The following is a 16,543-nucleotide window of genomic DNA, read 5'->3' as shown; positions in this document are numbered from 1 at the left end:
GTGGACTATCGTACCCACTGGCGGAACTTCTTGTAACGCCATGCTAAAAGGGCCAATGCCAGCAGGGCGTAGATGACCGGCTGAGGAGATAATATCTTCACCGACCACAGGTAATGGATGGGCGCGAGGATCGCGACAAGATAGACGAAGTTGTGCAGCAGTTGCCAGCGCCGTCCCATTTTTCGCTGCGCGTACTGCGTGGATGTCAGCGTCAGCGCCAGTAAAACCAGCCAGCTTACGATACCCAGCGTCAGATAAGGACGCGTAACCAGTTCGCTGCCAAGGAGTGCCAGGTTGTTAATGCCCAGTTCCAGCAGGGCGTAACTGGTGAGATGCAGCGTCGCCCAGGCAAAACACCATAGCCCCAAAAGCCGACGGGTACGTATTAACAATGGCTGTTTAGCGTAGCGCGCCAGCGGTGAGACGAGCAAGGTCGCCAGCAAAAATTTCAGAGCCATCCGACCCGTAAAATGCTGAATATCTTTAGCCGGATCGGCACTGAACTGTCCCTGGCTGGCTGCCCAAAAGAGCCAGATAAAGGGGAGTAATCCGGCTAAATGCAGGAGTACCTTCAGCCAGGTTATCTGCTTTGCCGTTAAACGCACTTAGAAGTTCTCCCGTAAATTCAGCCCACGATAGAGGGATGCCACCTCATCTGCATAGCCGTTAAACAGCAGCGTTGGCTGGCGTTTAACATCCAGCGCGCCGCCGGAACCGATAAAACGTTCCGTCGCTTGCGACCAGCGTGGATGATCAACGTGCGGGTTAACGTTGGCAAAAAAACCATACTCATCTGGCGCTGCGAGGTTCCAGGTGGTGGGTGGGCGTTCACGGGTGAGCTTAATGCTGACGATCGATTTGATGCCCTTGAAACCGTATTTCCACGGTACGGTCAGGCGAATGGGCGCCCCGTTTTGCGGCGGCAGCGCTTTGCCGTAAACCCCGACGGTGAGCAGCGTAAGCGGATGCATGGCTTCGTCGAGACGTAAACCTTCAACGTAGGGATACTCCAGCCCGCCGCCGATAAACCGATCCTTCTGGCCTGGCATCTCGTCCGGGGCATAGCGCGTCTGGAAAGAAACATACTTCGCGTTGCTGGTGGGCTCAACCAGCGCCAGCAGTTTATGCAAAGGGAAACCTACCCACGGCACCACCATCGACCAGGCTTCCACACAGCGCATACGGTAAATGCGTTCTTCAAGTGGGAAGCGGGTGGTGAGGTCATGATGATCCAGCGTCAGCGGCTTTGCCACTTCGCCATCAATCTTCAGCGTCCAGGGATCGGTTTTCATGCTCCCGGCGTTGGCGGCAGGATCGGCCTTATCGAGCCCAAACTCATAGAAGTTGTTATAGCCGGTGACTTTATCTTCCGGCGTCAACGTCAGTTTATTCTGCCACTGCGCCGGTTTCGTGAAGTTAAGCGGTGCGCCAGAGGGGGCTTTCGGGCGGTCGTTGCCCTTAAACCAGTCGAGCAGATCGGCGTGGGCCGCAGGGGGGAGCGTCAGGGCAGTGGCGCTGATGCCAAGCATTTTCAGGATCTGGCGACGCTGTAGCATAAAGACAGACTCGGACGTTACGTCTGCTTCCGTCAGTTTTCGGGTTTTCATGGCATCCTCCGTCAGGCGTTTTTCTAAGCATGACGGAGGAGGAGGGTTAGCGCGAATATGTCACGAAAATTTGAAGATTAGGCGATTTTAACCAGCGCACGACCGTGGAACTGGTTGTCCATGATTTTATTGGCGTACTCTGGCGCCTGGCTCAGGGTAATCTCAGTGGCGCTCTGCTCATAGAATGAGGCTGGCAGATCCCGCGCCAGACGTTCCCAGGCCTCAGCCCGCCGCTCGGCTGGGGTCATGACCGAATCGACACCCTGAAGACGCACGTTACGCAGAATAAATGGCATCACCGTCGTCGGCAGGGCAAAACCACCCGCCAGACCACAGGCCGCCACGCAGCCACCGTAATTCATTTGCGCCAGTACCTTCGCCAGCACTTTGTCGCCGACGGTATCTACAGCGCCAGCCCAGACCTGTTTTTCCAGCGGACGGGTCTCGGCGAATTCGTCGCGGCTCAGAATACGGCTTGCGCCCAACTGACGTAGATAATCATGCGTACTTTCGCGGCCAGAGACGGCGGCGACCTGGTACCCCAGCTTGTGCAGCAGCGTGACGGCCGTGCTGCCCACGCCACCGCTGGCGCCGGTCACGACAATTTCGCCAGAGTCAGGACGGATCCCGGCCTCTTCCAGCGCCATCACGCAGAGCATGGCGGTGAAACCTGCCGTGCCGACGATCATCGCCTTACGGCCGTCCAGGCCTTTCGGCATCGGGACCAGCCAGTCACCTTTTACGCGCGCCTGCGCTGCCAGTCCTCCCCAGTGGTTTTCACCTACGCCCCAGCCGGTGAGCAGCACCTGCTGTCCGGCGTGAAAACGCGGATCTTCACTGGTATGCACGCGGCCAGCCAAGTCGATGCCTGGCACCATTGGGAAATTTCGGATGATTTTACCTTTTCCCGTAATGGCCAGTGCATCTTTATAGTTCAGGCTTGACCAGTCGATATCTACGGTCACGTCGCCCTCCGGCAGGCGGCTCTCGTCAATGGCTTGCACCGAGGCAACGGTTTTGCCGTCCTGCTGTTCTAAGATCAAAGCCTGCATACAGGGTCCTCACTAGGATTGATGATGGGAAAATATGTACTGAAGACTATACTCGCTCAATGAAACGCAGTGCCGATTTAACGCAATAAATTGCCAGATACACCAGGTTTGGTAGTATGCCGCATTTGAAATGCAAGTTAGCGCTCACTTGCGACCCCTTCAACCCACGGAGTAATCTCAAGGATGCGATTAACGACGAAGTTCTCAGCTTTTATCACCTTGCTGACGGGACTGACCATATTTGTCACGCTAATCGGCTGCTCGCTGAGCTTTTATAATGCCATCCAGGATAAGCTGGTTAACCGGGTAGAATCGGTTGCATCGGTTATCGACACTCGCCTGATTACAACCTCCTTCCCGGCACTTTCGCGTGAACTGGATGAGTTAATGGTGCCTGTGGATATCGTGCAGATCGACATTAAACAGGGGAAGCAGACCGTTTTCAGCCATACCCGTCAGGGCAGCTACCGTCCTGCCGGCACGGTAGATCAGTATCGGGACATAACGGTACGCTCACTTAAACATCCGGGTATGACAATCCATCTGATGTACCAGGATCCGATGAGCAACTATTTACGCTCGCTCATGACCACCGCGCCCTTAACCATCGCCGTTGCCTTGATCGTCCTGCTGATTTTCCTCGCCGTTCGCTGGCAGCGTCGTCAACTTTCCGGCCAGGAACTGCTGGAAACACGCTCGGTGCGAATACTGAATGGCGAGCGGGGTCCGCAGGTACGGGGATCGGTTTATGAATGGCCATCACGTACCAGTAGCGCCCTGGACGTGCTGCTCTCCGAAATCCAGTTTGCCAGCGATCAGCGTAGCCGTATGGACACGTTGATTCGCTCCTACGCCGCGCAGGATAACAAAACGGGCCTTAACAACCGTCTCTTCTTTGATAATCAGCTGGCTACGCTTCTTGATGATCCCGAAAAGGTGGGGACGCATGGCGTGGTAATGATGATTCGCCTGCCCGACTTCGATCTGCTCCGTGATACCTGGGGCCAGCGCGTGGCGGAAGAGAACCTCTTCACGCTGATTAACCTGCTGTCCACCTTTATTATGCGCTACCCCGGCGCGTTACTGGCACGCTACCACCGCAGCGACTTTGCCGTCTTGCTGCCGCATCGCACCTTAAAGGAGTCCGAGAGTATCGCCAGCCAGCTGTTGAAAGCCGTCGATGCGCTACCCCAGAGCAAAATGCTCGACCGCGACGACATGGTGCATATGGGCATCTGTGCCTGGCGCGGCGGTCAGTCGACGGAGCAGGTGATGGAACATGCAGAAGCGGCCACGCGCAACGCCGTATTGCAGGGGGCGAACGGCTGGGCGGTCTATGATGATACGCTACCGGAAAAAGGGCGCGGCAACGTACGCTGGCGAACCCTGATTGAACAGATGCTGAGCCGGGGTGGACCGCGCATCTATCAAAAACCGGCGGTCATAAAAAATGGTCATGTCCATCATCGTGAGCTGATGTGCCGTATTTTTGATGGGACCGAGGAGGTTATCTCCGCAGAGTATTTGCCGATGGTGCTGCAATTCGGATTGTCCGAAGAGTATGACCGCCAGCAAATCACCCGCCTCATTCCGTTTTTATCGTACTGGCCTGAAGAAAATCTGGCTTTACAGGTGACCGTCGAATCGCTGATCCGTCCGCGTTTTCAGCGTTGGTTACGTGACACGTTAATGCAATGCGAAAAATCGCAACGCAAACGCATTATTTTTGAACTTGCAGAGGCAGATGTAGGTCAACACATCAGCCGGTTGCGCTCGGTTGTGCGTTTAATCAATGCGCTTGGGGCTCGCGTGGCGGTAACACAGGCGGGTCTTACCCTGGTCAGCACCAGCTGGATCAAAGAGCTGGATGTCGAATTATTGAAGCTGCATCCAGGTCTGGTAAGGAATATCGAAAAGCGCACGGAAAACCAGCTGCTGGTACAAAGCCTGGTGGAGGCGTGCAAAGGAACGCAAACGCAAGTATTTGCCGCAGGCGTACGTTCACGCAGTGAATGGCAGATGTTGACAGAGCGCGGCGTGACGGGCGGTCAGGGGGATTTTTTTGCCGCCTCTCAGCCGCTTGACACCAATGTGAAAAAATATTTGCAAAGATACTCTGTTTGACCTGCCGTTTACTTTGTTTTCACGTAGAATATCGCGCCTGTAGCTTTGAGTAAGACGAGCATAAAAGCCAGTGAACGACCTTTTATAGGTTACAAGTGAAAGTGAGGGACGCTGCTGTTTACTCAGCCCTGAGGGATTCAGGGGATGAATTTGTAACAAAGGAAACGTGCTGCACTAATTTTCACCGTAGCAGACGATTTTTGCGCCTTGTCGCTGCTGCGTGTGGTTGGTAAAGTAAGCGGATTTTGTTTTCCGCCCCAGCTTTCAGGATTATCCCTTAGTATGTTGAAAAAATTTCGTGGCATGTTTTCCAATGACCTGTCCATTGACCTGGGTACCGCGAATACCCTTATCTATGTAAAAGGACAAGGCATCGTATTGAATGAGCCTTCCGTTGTGGCCATTCGTCAGGATCGTGCTGGCTCGCCAAAAAGCGTGGCCGCAGTAGGCCATGATGCGAAGCAGATGCTGGGCCGTACGCCGGGCAACATTGCCGCGATCCGCCCAATGAAAGATGGCGTTATTGCTGACTTCTTCGTGACCGAAAAAATGCTTCAGCACTTCATCAAGCAGGTTCACAGCAACAGCTTCATGCGCCCAAGCCCGCGCGTACTGGTGTGTGTGCCGGTTGGCGCAACCCAGGTTGAACGCCGTGCAATCCGTGAATCCGCTCAGGGTGCCGGTGCGCGTGAAGTGTTCCTGATTGAAGAACCGATGGCTGCGGCAATTGGTGCGGGTCTGCCGGTTTCTGAAGCAACCGGTTCTATGGTGGTGGATATCGGTGGCGGTACCACTGAAGTGGCCGTTATCTCCCTGAACGGCGTGGTGTACTCCTCTTCCGTGCGTATCGGCGGTGACCGTTTCGACGAAGCCATCATCAATTACGTTCGCCGTAACTACGGCTCTCTGATCGGTGAAGCGACCGCAGAGCGCATCAAGCATGAAATCGGTTCTGCCTATCCGGGTGATGAAGTTCGCGAGATCGAAGTTCGTGGTCGTAACCTGGCAGAAGGCGTGCCACGCGGATTCACCCTGAACTCCAACGAAATCCTGGAAGCGTTGCAGGAGCCGCTGACCGGCATCGTGAGCGCGGTGATGGTTGCGCTGGAACAGTGCCCGCCAGAGCTGGCCTCCGATATCTCCGAGCGCGGTATGGTTCTGACCGGTGGTGGTGCGCTGCTGCGTAACCTCGACCGCCTGTTAATGGAAGAGACAGGTATTCCTGTCGTAGTTGCAGAAGATCCACTGACTTGCGTCGCCCGTGGTGGTGGCAAGGCGCTGGAAATGATCGACATGCACGGCGGCGACTTGTTTAGCGAAGAGTAGTCGGGTGTGAGAGGGTAGCAAATGGCTACCCTTTCTCTCTGACGCGAGAATACGCATAGCCTATGAAGCCAATTTTTAGCCGTGGCCCGTCGCTACAGTTTCGCCTGATCCTGGCGGTTCTGGTGGCGCTCGGGGTCATTATTGCCGATAGCCGCCTCGGTACGTTCAGCCAGATCCGAACGTACATGGATACCGCCGTCAGTCCTTTCTACTTTATTTCAAATGGTCCCCGTGAACTGCTCGACTCCGTGTCGCAAACGCTTTCATCGCGTGACCAGCTCGAACTCGAAAACCGTGCATTACGCCAGGAACTGCTGCTGAAAAACAGCGAGCTACTGATGCTGGGGCAATATAAGCAGGAAAACGCGCGTCTGCGGGAACTGCTTGGCTCGCCGCTGCGCCAGGATGAACAGAAAATGGTCACCCAGGTGATCTCCACCGTAAACGATCCATACAGCGATCAGGTGGTGATTGATAAAGGCAGCGTGAACGGCGTATACGAAGGTCAGCCTGTCATCAGCGATAAAGGCGTTGTGGGCCAGGTCGTGGCGGTTGCCAAACTGACCAGCCGTGTGCTGCTGATTTGCGATGCCACCCATGCACTGCCGATTCAGGTGCTGCGTAACGATATTCGCGTAATTGCCGCCGGTAATGGTTGTACGGACGATCTGCAACTGGAACACCTGCCCGCCAACACGGATATCCGCGTGGGTGACGTGCTGGTGACGTCTGGTCTGGGCGGTCGTTTCCCTGAAGGCTACCCGGTTGCGGTTGTCTCTTCCGTGAAGCTCGACACTCAACGTGCCTACACCGTGATCCAGGCGCGTCCAACGGCTGGCTTGCAGCGTTTACGCTACCTGCTGCTGCTATGGGGCGCCGATCGCAACGGCGCTAACCCGATGACGCCGGAAGATGTGCATCGCGTGGCCAATGAGCGCCTGATGCAGATGATGCCGCAGGTGCTGCCTGCGCCGGATGCAATGGGGCCACCTGCGCCCGTACCGGCTCCGGCGACGGGGTTAACGCAGCCGCTACCGGATGCGCCGCCACCGCCGCAAGTCTCGGGTGGAGGGCAGTAGTGGCCAGTTATCGTAGCCAGGGGCGCTGGGTAATCTGGCTCTCATTCCTCGTTGCATTGTTGCTGCAAATTATGCCCTGGCCGGACGACATTCTTGTTTTCCGGCCAAACTGGGTATTACTCATTTTGCTCTACTGGATCCTTGCCCTGCCGCACCGCGTAAATGTCGGCACAGGTTTTGTGATGGGTGCCATACTGGATCTTATCAGTGGCTCTACGCTTGGCGTCCGCGCCTTATCCATGAGCATTATTGCGTATCTCGTTGCACTCAAATTCCAGCTCTTTCGTAACCTTGCGCTCTGGCAACAGGCGCTGGTGGTGATGTTGTTGTCGCTCGCTGCGGATATCGTTGTTTTCTGGGCAGAGTTTTTAGTGATCAACGTCTCTTTCCGACCGGAAGTGTTCTGGAGTAGTGTAGTAAACGGTGTGCTCTGGCCGTGGCTGTTCCTGCTGATGCGTAAAATTCGCCAGCAGTTTGCCGTGCAATAAAAGGTTTCTATGACGTCTTTGTATCTTGCCTCCGGTTCTCCGCGTCGCCAGGAACTGCTCGCGCAGTTGGGTGTATCCTTCGAACGCATCGTTACCGGTATCGAAGAAAAACGTGCTGAGGGCGAAAGCGCTCAGCAGTATGTCTCCCGTCTGGCGCGTGAAAAAGCGCAGGCGGGCGTTGCATGCGTGCCGCGTGACTTACCGGTGCTGGGGGCCGATACCATCGTCATCCTCAATGGTGAGGTGCTTGAGAAACCCCGCGACGCAGACCATGCTGCGCGGATGCTGCGTAACATGTCCGGACAAACCCATCAGGTGATGACGGCGGTAGCGCTGGCAGACAGCCAGTACGTTCTGGATTGCCTTGTGGTAACGGAAGTGACGTTCAGAGTCCTCACCGACGAGGAGATCGCCGGCTATGTCGCCAGCGGTGAACCTATGGATAAAGCAGGTGCATACGGTATTCAAGGGTTGGGTGGCTGTTTTGTCAGGAAGATAAATGGCAGCTATCACGCCGTAGTCGGCTTACCGCTGGTGGAAACGTATGAGTTGCTGAGCAATTTTAACTCACTGCGTGAGGGAAGGGATAATTATGACGGCTGAATTGTTGGTAAACGTAACGCCATCGGAAACCCGTGTGGCCTACATTGATGGTGGCATTCTTCAGGAAATTCATATTGAGCGTGAAGCGCGGCGCGGAATCGTAGGCAATATCTACAAAGGTCGTGTCAGTCGTGTACTGCCGGGTATGCAGGCGGCTTTTGTAGATATTGGGCTCGATAAAGCGGCGTTTTTGCACGCCTCCGACATCATGCCGCATACCGAATGCGTGGCAGGCGAAGAGCAAAAACAGTTTGCCGTGCGCGACATCTCTGAGCTGGTGCGTCAGGGCCAGGATCTGATGGTGCAGGTGGTAAAAGATCCGCTGGGCACCAAAGGCGCGCGTCTGACCACCGACATCACCCTTCCTTCACGTTATCTGGTCTTTATGCCGGGGGCGTCGCACGTCGGCGTGTCACAGCGTATTGAGAGCGAAAGCGAGCGTGAACGCCTGAAAAAGGTGGTCAGCGCCTACTGCGACGAGCAGGGCGGGTTTATTATCCGTACCGCAGCGGAAGGGATCAGCGAAGAAGACCTGGCCTCGGATGCGGCCTATCTGAAGCGCGTCTGGACCAAAGTGATGGAGCGTAAAAAACGCAACCAGACCCGCTACCGGCTGTACGGTGAGCTGGCGCTCGCTCAGCGCGTATTACGTGATTTCGCCGATGCGCAGCTCGACCGAATCCGCGTGGACTCCCGTCTGACGTACGAAGCCTTACTGGAGTTCACCGCCGAGTACATCCCGGAAATGCCGGGGCTGCTGGAGCATTACACCGGACGCCAGCCAATATTTGATCTCTATGACGTTGAAAACGAAATCCAGCGTGCGCTGGAGCGTAAGGTTGAGCTGAAATCGGGTGGCTATCTGATCATCGATCAAACCGAAGCGATGACCACCGTCGACATCAACACCGGCGCGTTTGTCGGCCATCGCAACCTCGATGACACCATCTTTAATACCAATATAGAAGCGACGCAGGCCATCGCACGCCAGCTTCGCCTGCGTAATCTGGGCGGTATTATCATCATCGACTTTATCGATATGAATAATGAAGACCACCGCCGTCGCGTGCTGCACTCCCTGGAGCAGGCGCTGAGTAAAGATCGCGTGAAAACCAGCATCAATGGCTTCTCGCAGCTCGGTCTGGTGGAAATGACCCGGAAACGGACCCGCGAAAGCGTGGAACATGTCCTATGTAATGAGTGTCCAACCTGCCATGGACGCGGAACGGTAAAGACGGTGGAGACGGTCTGCTACGAGATCATGCGTGAGATTGTCCGTGTCCATCATGCCTACGACTCAGACCGTTTTCTGGTCTATGCTTCCCCTGCGGTGGCAGAGGCCCTGAAAGGGGAAGAGTCGCACGCGCTGGCGGAAGTGGAAATCTTTGTCGGCAAACAGGTAAAAGTGCAAATTGAGCCGCTCTATAACCAGGAGCAGTTTGACGTCGTCATGATGTAAACGCAGTTCGCTGCGAGATTTAAGGCTGACAAGGAGAGACGCGTGAGGCGATTGCCGGGGATTTTACTGCTTACAGGGGCAACGCTGGTCGTGATTGTCGCGTTGCTCGTGAGCGGGCTGCGTCTCGCCTTGCCGCATCTGGACAGCTGGCGGCCGCAGATCCTGGCAAAAATCGAATCTGCCACCGGTCTGCCGGTGGACGTGAGCCATATCGAGGCAAGCTGGCAGAACTTTGGCCCGACGCTTGATGCGCGGGATATCAGCGCCAGCCTGAAAGATGGCGGCCATCTTAAAATCAAACGCGTCACCCTGGCGCTGGATGTCTGGCAAAGCCTGCTGCATCTGCGCTGGCAGTTTCGCGATCTCACCTTCTGGCAACTTCAGCTGATGACCAACACGCCGCTGCAAAGCGGCGACAGCGATCGTGGGCTGGAAACCAGCCGTATCAGCGATCTCTTCCTGCGTCAGTTCGATCATTTCGATCTCCGCGACAGCGAAGTGAGCTTTATAACCCTTTCCGGACAGCGCGCTGAGTTGGCGATCCCACAGCTGACCTGGCTAAACGGGAAAGATCGCCACCGCGCCGAGGGGCAGGTGAATCTCTCCAGCCTGAACGGGCAGCACGGCGTTATGCAGGTGCGGATGGATCTGCGCGACGACAATGGCCTGCTGAACAACGGCAGGGTGTGGCTACAGGCAGACGACGTGGACGTGAAGCCGTGGCTGGGTGAGTGGCTACAGCAGAACATGCAGCTGGAAACCGCGCGCTTCAGCCTGGAAGGCTGGATGACCCTGACGAACGGGGCATTCGCCAGCGGCGATATCTGGCTTAAGCAGGGGGGCGCGAGCTGGAAGGGGGAAAACCATCAGCATCAGCTTTCCGTCGATAACCTCACCGCACACGTGACGCAGGATAAAGGCGGCTGGCAGTTCGCTATTCCGGATACGCGCATCTCCATGGATAACAAACCCTGGCCGCGCGGCGCACTGACGCTGGCGTGGATGCCGGAGCAGGACGTCGGCGGTATAAACGGTAAACGCAGCGATGAGCTGCGTATCCGCGCCAGTAACCTGGATCTGACGGCGATCGAAGGGTTGCGTTCAATGGCCGCAAAACTCTCCCCGGAGCTGGGCGAAATCTGGCTGGCGACGCAGCCGAGCGGGCAGATAAACCGGCTGGCGTTGGATATTCCGCTCCAGGCCACGGAAAAGACGCGTTTTCAGGCGGCATGGAAAAATCTCGCATGGAAACAGTGGAAACTGCTGCCGGGTGCCGAGCACTTCAGCGGTAAACTGGAAGGAAGCGTGGAAAACGGCAGGCTGACGGCAGAAATGCAGGAAGCAAAAATGCCGTACGAAACGGTCTTCCGTGCGCCACTGGAGATCGAAAAGGGAAACGCCACCCTTAACTGGCTGAAGAATGACAAAGGTTTTCAGCTCGATGGTCGCGATATTGATGTAAAAGCCAAAGCGGTACATGCCCGCGGTAATTTCCGTTATCTACAGCCTGAAGGCGATGAGCCGTGGCTGGGCATTCTGGCAGGCATCAGCACGGATGACGGTTCGCAGGCGTGGCGCTACTTCCCGGAAAACCTGATGGGGAAAGCGCTGGTAGACTATCTCAGCGGCGCCATTCAGGGCGGTCAGGCGGATAACGCCACGCTGGTCTACGGCGGCAATCCGCACCTGTTCCCGTATAAGCATAACGAAGGCCAGTTCCAGGTTCTGGTGCCGCTACGCAACGCCACCTATGCCTTCCAGCCGGACTGGCCCGCGCTGAAGAATCTGAATATCGAACTCAACTTCCTGAATGACGGCTTGTGGATGAAGACGGACAGCGTTGCGCTGGGCGGCGTAACGGCAAGCAACCTGACGGCAAACATCCCGGATTACTCCAAAGAGAAACTGCTGATTGATGCGGATATTAATGGGCCGGGTAAAGCGGTTGGCCCGTATTTTGAAGATACGCCGCTGGATGACTCCCTGGCGGCCACTCTCCAGCAGTTGCAGTTAGATGGTGATGTGAATGCTCGCTTACATCTGGATATCCCGCTCGACGGTGAAATGACCACCGCCAAAGGCGACGTTCGTCTGAACAATAACAGCCTCTATATCAAGCCGCTGGACAGCACGCTGAAAAACCTTAGCGGTCAGTTCAGCTTTGTTAACGGCAATCTGAAAAGTAAGCCGCTGAAAGCGACCTGGTTCAATCAACCCGTCAATATCGATTTCTCCACCACCGAGGGCGATAAAGCCTACCAGGTGGCGGTCAATATGGACGCGAACTGGCAGCCGTCACGCATGGATGTTCTGCCGAAGCCGATTGAGAATGCGGTGGACGGCGCGGTGTCATGGAATGGCAAGGTCGCCATCGACCTGCCTTATCATGCCGGTGCGCGCTATAACGTCGACATTACGGGCGATCTAAAAAACCTCAGTAGCCAGCTTCCCGCACCGCTGAACAAGAAAAGCGGTGAAGCACTGCCCGTCAACGTAAAGGTTGCGGGCAACCTCAACAGCTTCGATTTAACCGGAAACGCTGGCGGAACAAACCACTTCAACAGCCGCTGGCTGCTTAACCGCAAGCTGACGCTGGACAGGGCGATCTGGACGACGGACAGCCGTACCACGCCGCCGCTGCCGGAGCAGGCGGGCATTGAACTGAATCTCCCGCCGATGGATGGCGCAGAGTGGCTGGCACTGTTTCAGAAAGGTGTCGGGCAAAACGTCGATCAAACGGCGCAGTTCCCGCAGTCCATTACCTTGCGCACGCCTGCGCTGACGCTGGGTGGGCAGCAGTGGAACAACCTGAGTATTGTCTCCCGGCCGACGGTGAACGGCTCAAAGGTCGAGGCGCAGGGGCGTGAAATTAACGGTTCGTTGACGATGCGCGATAACGCGCCATGGCAGGCGGCTATCCGTTATCTCTATTACAACCCGACCTTTACGGCGTCTAAAACACAGTCGACAAGTACGTCTCCTTTCAGCAGCAGTGGAACGTCGCGCGTGGATTTCAGCAACTGGCCCGATCTCCAGCTGCGCTGCGCGGAGTGCTGGCTGTGGGGACAGAAATATGGCCGTATCGACGGTGATTTTGCTATTCAGGGCAATACGCTGAGCCTCTCTGGTGGGCTGGTGGATACCGGCTTTGGCCGCATGACCGCCGCTGGCGAGTGGGTGAACAAACCGGGTGAACAGCGCACCTCGCTGAAGGGCGATATTAAAGGCAACAAGCTGGACTCCGCGGCTAACTTCTTTGGGATCAGCACGCCGCTTCGCGGATCGTCCTTCGATGTGAATTACGATCTGCACTGGCGCGCGGCACCGTGGCAGCCGGACGTTGCCTCGCTGAACGGTATCCTCAGAACCCGTTTTGGTAAGGGACAAATTGCCGATGTTAGCACCGGTCATGCAGGGCAAATACTGCGCCTGCTGAGCTTTGACGCGCTGCTGCGCAAGCTGCGCTTCGATTTCAGCGATACCTTCAACGACGGTTTCTATTATGACTCCATTCGCGGAACGGCCTGGATCAAGGACGGCGTGATGCATACCGATGATACGCTGCTGGACGGCCTGGAAGCGGACATCGCCATGAAAGGATCAGTGAACCTCGTGCGCCGGGAGCTGGATATGGAAGCGGTTGTTGCCCCGGAAATCTCCGCTACAGTGGGTGTTGCTACCGCTTTTGTGGTCAATCCGATAATCGGCGCGGCGGTATTTGCCGCCAGCAAAGTGCTGGGGCCGCTCTGGAGTAAAGTCTCGATTCTGCGTTACCGCATTACGGGCCCAATCGATAAACCGCAGATTAATGAAGTGCTGCGCCAGCCGCGCAAAGAAGCACAGCAATGATTTGACGTGGGCAGGTAATTGCCTCACTCTCAATAATATTGATTTTATACCGCCACTGGCGGCAACGAACGAGTAGCAATACGATGAGTCTGAACCTGGTAAGTGAACATTTGCTCGCAGCGAACGGCCTGAGCCATCAGGACCTGTTCTCCATTCTTGGTCAACTGACCGAACGCCGCCTCGACTACGGCGATCTCTATTTCCAGTCGAGCTATCACGAATCCTGGGTTTTAGAAGACAGCATCATTAAAGATGGTTCTTATAACATTGACCAGGGCGTCGGCGTGCGCGCCGTCAGCGGCGAAAAAACCGGTTTTGCTTATGCAGACCAGATAAGCCTGGCCGCGCTGGAGCAGAGCGCGCAGGCGGCGCGAACCATTGTGCGTGATACCGGCGACGGTCGCGTGAAAACCCTGGGTGAAGTGCAGCACGCTGCGCTTTATACCAGCATCGATCCACTGCAAAGCATGAGCCGCGAAGAGAAGCTGGACATCCTGCGTCGCGTGGACAAAGTGGCTCGCGCGGCGGATAAACGCGTGCAGGAAGTCTCTGCCAGCCTGAGCGGTGTCTATGAGCTGATTCTGGTGGCGGCGACGGACGGTACGCTGGCCGCCGACGTGCGTCCGCTTGTGCGCCTCTCTATCAGCGTGCAGGTGGAAGACGACGGCAAGCGCGAGCGCGGCTCAAGCGGTGGCGGCGGTCGTTTTGGCTACGACTGGTTCCTCGGCGACGTTGACGGCGAAGCGCGCGCGGATGCGTGGGCAAAAGAAGCCGTGCGCATGGCGCTGGTCAACCTGTCTGCCGTGGCGGCACCTGCCGGTACGCTGCCGGTGGTTCTGGGCGCAGGCTGGCCTGGCGTGCTGCTGCACGAAGCGGTCGGTCACGGCCTGGAGGGGGATTTCAACCGTCGCGGGACGTCAGTATTCAGCGGTCAGCTGGGGCAGCTTGTCTCCTCCGAACTGTGTACCGTGGTGGATGATGGCACCATGCTCGACCGTCGCGGCTCGATTTCTATCGACGATGAAGGCACGCCGGGCCAGTACAACGTGCTGATCGAAAATGGCGTACTGAAAGGTTACATGCAGGACAAGCTTAACGCGCGTCTGATGGGCGTTGCGCCAACGGGTAACGGTCGTCGCGAATCCTACGCACACCTGCCGATGCCGCGCATGACCAACACCTACATGCTGCCGGGTAAATCCACGCCGCAGGAGATTATCGAATCCGTTGATTACGGTATCTTCGCGCCAAACTTTGGCGGCGGCCAGGTGGATATCACCTCCGGTAAATTTGTCTTCTCTACCTCAGAGGCGTATCTGATTGAGAAGGGCAAAGTGACCAAAGCGGTGAAGGGCGCAACCCTGATTGGCTCTGGCATTGAGGCCATGCAGCAGATTTCCATGGTGGGTAACGACCTGAAGCTGGATAACGGCGTGGGCGTTTGCGGCAAAGAGGGTCAGAGCCTGCCGGTAGGCGTGGGCCAGCCAACCCTGAAGGTCGATAACCTGACGGTGGGCGGCACGGCGTAATTTTTTCATTTTCCCCTCACCCTAACCCTCTCCCCAACGGGGAGAGGGGACTGCTCCGTGCCGTCTTTTCTCCCTCGCCCCTTTGGGGAGAGGGCCGGGGTGAGGGGGAGGCCTACTCTTTCCTTCTTCCCCGCATCCCCTGAAACAGCTCTGCCACTTCCACAAAATAGTCCGTCAGATAGTTAATACAGACCTGCACCTTCAGCGGCAGCTTGTCCTTTTCGGTATAGAGCGCGTACACCGGGCGCGGATCCGACTGGTAGCGCGGGAAGAGGATCTCCAGTTCGCCGCTGTTGATCTCGTTGATCACCCACATCAGCGGCACGTAGGCGATCCCGGCCCCGGCCACCAGCCAGCGTGAGATGGTCATCGGATCGTTGGTCACGAAGCGGCCTTCAGGCAGCAGTTTGGTGGAAAGCCCTTCTGGCGCGATCAATTCAAATTCGTTATCTGGGCGAACGCTGTATTCCAGCCACGAGTGGTTGCTCAGGTCGGCAGGTTTTTCCGGTACGCCATACTGTGCCAGATAGCTTTTCGAAGCGCAGACCACCATCGGCATGCTGCCCAGTCGACGCGAGAACAGGCTCGAGTCCTGCAATGCGCCAACGCGGATCACCACGTCTAACCCATCGGCAATCAGATCCGGTGCCGGAATACCCGTTACCAGATTAACGGTTAAACCGGGATACTCTTTCAGCATTTCCGCCGTCATGGCAGCGAGAACATTTTGTGCCATAGTTGAAGAACACCCGATACGCAGCGTGCCGATAGGCGTGTTGTTAAAGGCGTAGAGCTGCTCGTGAACATCCTGCACTTCATGCAGCATTCGACGGCAGCCCTGATAGTAAATTTTACCCGCTTCCGTCAGCCCAATGCTGCGGGTGCTGCGGTTGAGCAGCTTCACCTGGAGCTCATCTTCCAGTTTTGACACTGTCTGGCTAATGGATGAGACGCTCATTTGTAGCTGACGTGCTGCGGCGGTAAAAGAGCCTTGCTCAACCACTTTCGCAAAGACGGACATGCGTTTTAGACGTTCCATTATTCACTCTGGCTTAAAAGTGATTTAGATCACATATGATAGATAACAGCATAACAGTTACGTTAATATATTATTAATTACATAACGGCTGCGCCACTCTCGCCCGGCAATTCATGCTCTCCTGCGGCGGCGTGAGCTTAATAATCCAGTAACCTGCATCTCTTTAATCAAGGTCAACATGAGTCTGTTTCCCGTTATCGTGGTGTTCGGTCTGTCGTTCCCACCGATATTTTTCGAGCTTCTTTTATCACTGGCGATCTTCTGGCTGGTGCGCAAGGTGCTGGTCCCTACCGGGATTTATGATTTCGTCTGGCATCCTGCATTGTTTAATACCGCGCTGTATTGCTGCCTGTTCTATTTAATATCGCGCATGTTTGTCTGAGGTTGA

General features: G+C 56.1%; 13 protein-coding genes. 9 read left to right on the top strand and 4 right to left on the bottom strand.

Features of this window, described 5'->3' with window-relative positions; all coding sequences use genetic code 11:
- Positions 1-5 precede the first annotated feature (5 nt).
- From msrQ to IPZ49_RS16945, 3 genes are all read right to left on the bottom strand, one after another.
- The gene (gene msrQ, locus IPZ49_RS16955) at positions 6-605 is read right to left on the bottom strand and encodes a protein-methionine-sulfoxide reductase heme-binding subunit MsrQ (protein WP_022649567.1); all 600 of its coding nucleotides are present in this window, start codon (positions 603-605) and stop codon (positions 6-8) included.
- A complete protein-coding gene (gene msrP, locus IPZ49_RS16950; RefSeq protein WP_045309168.1) occupies positions 606-1,607 on the bottom strand; it encodes a protein-methionine-sulfoxide reductase catalytic subunit MsrP in 1,002 nt (333 codons plus the stop codon).
- Positions 1,608-1,684: 77 nt separating this feature from the next.
- Complete coding sequence (locus IPZ49_RS16945; RefSeq protein WP_023298743.1) at positions 1,685-2,659, bottom strand: MDR family oxidoreductase; 975 nt, start codon at positions 2,657-2,659, stop codon at positions 1,685-1,687.
- Between the two features lie 183 nt (positions 2,660-2,842).
- On the opposite strand from IPZ49_RS16945, the gene csrD reads away from it, so the two are divergent.
- The 8 genes from csrD to tldD all read left to right on the top strand — a co-directional run bounded on the left by csrD (position 2,843) and on the right by tldD (position 15,116).
- A complete protein-coding gene (gene csrD / locus IPZ49_RS16940) occupies positions 2,843-4,783 on the top strand; it encodes an RNase E specificity factor CsrD (RefSeq protein ID WP_022649564.1) in 1,941 nt (646 codons plus the stop codon).
- 282 nt (positions 4,784-5,065) lie between these two features.
- Entirely contained in the window at positions 5,066-6,109 is a 1,044-nt protein-coding gene (mreB, locus tag IPZ49_RS16935; RefSeq protein ID WP_000913396.1) for a rod shape-determining protein MreB, read from the top strand.
- 62 nt (positions 6,110-6,171) lie between these two features.
- On the top strand, positions 6,172-7,188 hold the full coding sequence (gene mreC / locus IPZ49_RS16930) for a rod shape-determining protein MreC (RefSeq protein WP_003860400.1): 1,017 nt from the start codon (positions 6,172-6,174) through the stop codon (positions 7,186-7,188).
- Complete coding sequence (gene mreD / locus IPZ49_RS16925) at positions 7,188-7,676, top strand: rod shape-determining protein MreD (protein ID WP_003860402.1); 489 nt, start codon at positions 7,188-7,190, stop codon at positions 7,674-7,676. The genes mreC and mreD overlap by 1 nt, the downstream gene beginning before the upstream one ends.
- 9 nt (positions 7,677-7,685) lie before the next feature.
- Complete coding sequence (locus tag IPZ49_RS16920) at positions 7,686-8,279, top strand: nucleoside triphosphate pyrophosphatase (protein ID WP_023307082.1); 594 nt, start codon at positions 7,686-7,688, stop codon at positions 8,277-8,279.
- Positions 8,269-9,738, top strand: a complete 1,470-nt coding sequence (gene rng, locus IPZ49_RS16915; protein WP_003860405.1) for a ribonuclease G — start codon at positions 8,269-8,271, stop codon at positions 9,736-9,738. Before IPZ49_RS16920 ends, rng begins: the two co-directional genes overlap by 11 nt.
- A gap of 42 nt (positions 9,739-9,780) precedes the next feature.
- Positions 9,781-13,587: an AsmA2 domain-containing protein YhdP gene (gene yhdP / locus IPZ49_RS16910; RefSeq protein WP_048966787.1), complete on the top strand. Its 3,807-nt coding sequence runs from the start codon at positions 9,781-9,783 to the stop codon at positions 13,585-13,587.
- A gap of 83 nt (positions 13,588-13,670) precedes the next feature.
- Complete coding sequence (gene tldD / locus IPZ49_RS16905) at positions 13,671-15,116, top strand: metalloprotease TldD (protein WP_063146510.1); 1,446 nt, start codon at positions 13,671-13,673, stop codon at positions 15,114-15,116.
- A gap of 112 nt (positions 15,117-15,228) precedes the next feature.
- On the opposite strand, the gene aaeR is transcribed toward tldD, so the two are convergent.
- Positions 15,229-16,155 carry an HTH-type transcriptional activator AaeR gene (aaeR, locus tag IPZ49_RS16900; protein WP_022649561.1) on the bottom strand — a complete coding sequence of 309 codons (927 nt, stop codon included), beginning with the start codon at positions 16,153-16,155 and terminating at the stop codon, positions 15,229-15,231.
- Between the two features lie 178 nt (positions 16,156-16,333).
- On the opposite strand from aaeR, the gene aaeX reads away from it, so the two are divergent.
- A complete protein-coding gene (aaeX, locus tag IPZ49_RS16895) occupies positions 16,334-16,537 on the top strand; it encodes a p-hydroxybenzoic acid efflux pump operon protein AaeX (RefSeq protein ID WP_003860416.1) in 204 nt (67 codons plus the stop codon).
- Positions 16,538-16,543: the final 6 nt, after the last annotated feature.

The sequence above is a fragment of the Enterobacter cloacae complex sp. S2 genome, from assembly GCF_015159675.1.
GTDB lineage: Bacteria > Pseudomonadota > Gammaproteobacteria > Enterobacterales > Enterobacteriaceae > Enterobacter > Enterobacter intestinihominis.
This window is presented reverse-complemented; position numbering and strand designations above follow the sequence as displayed.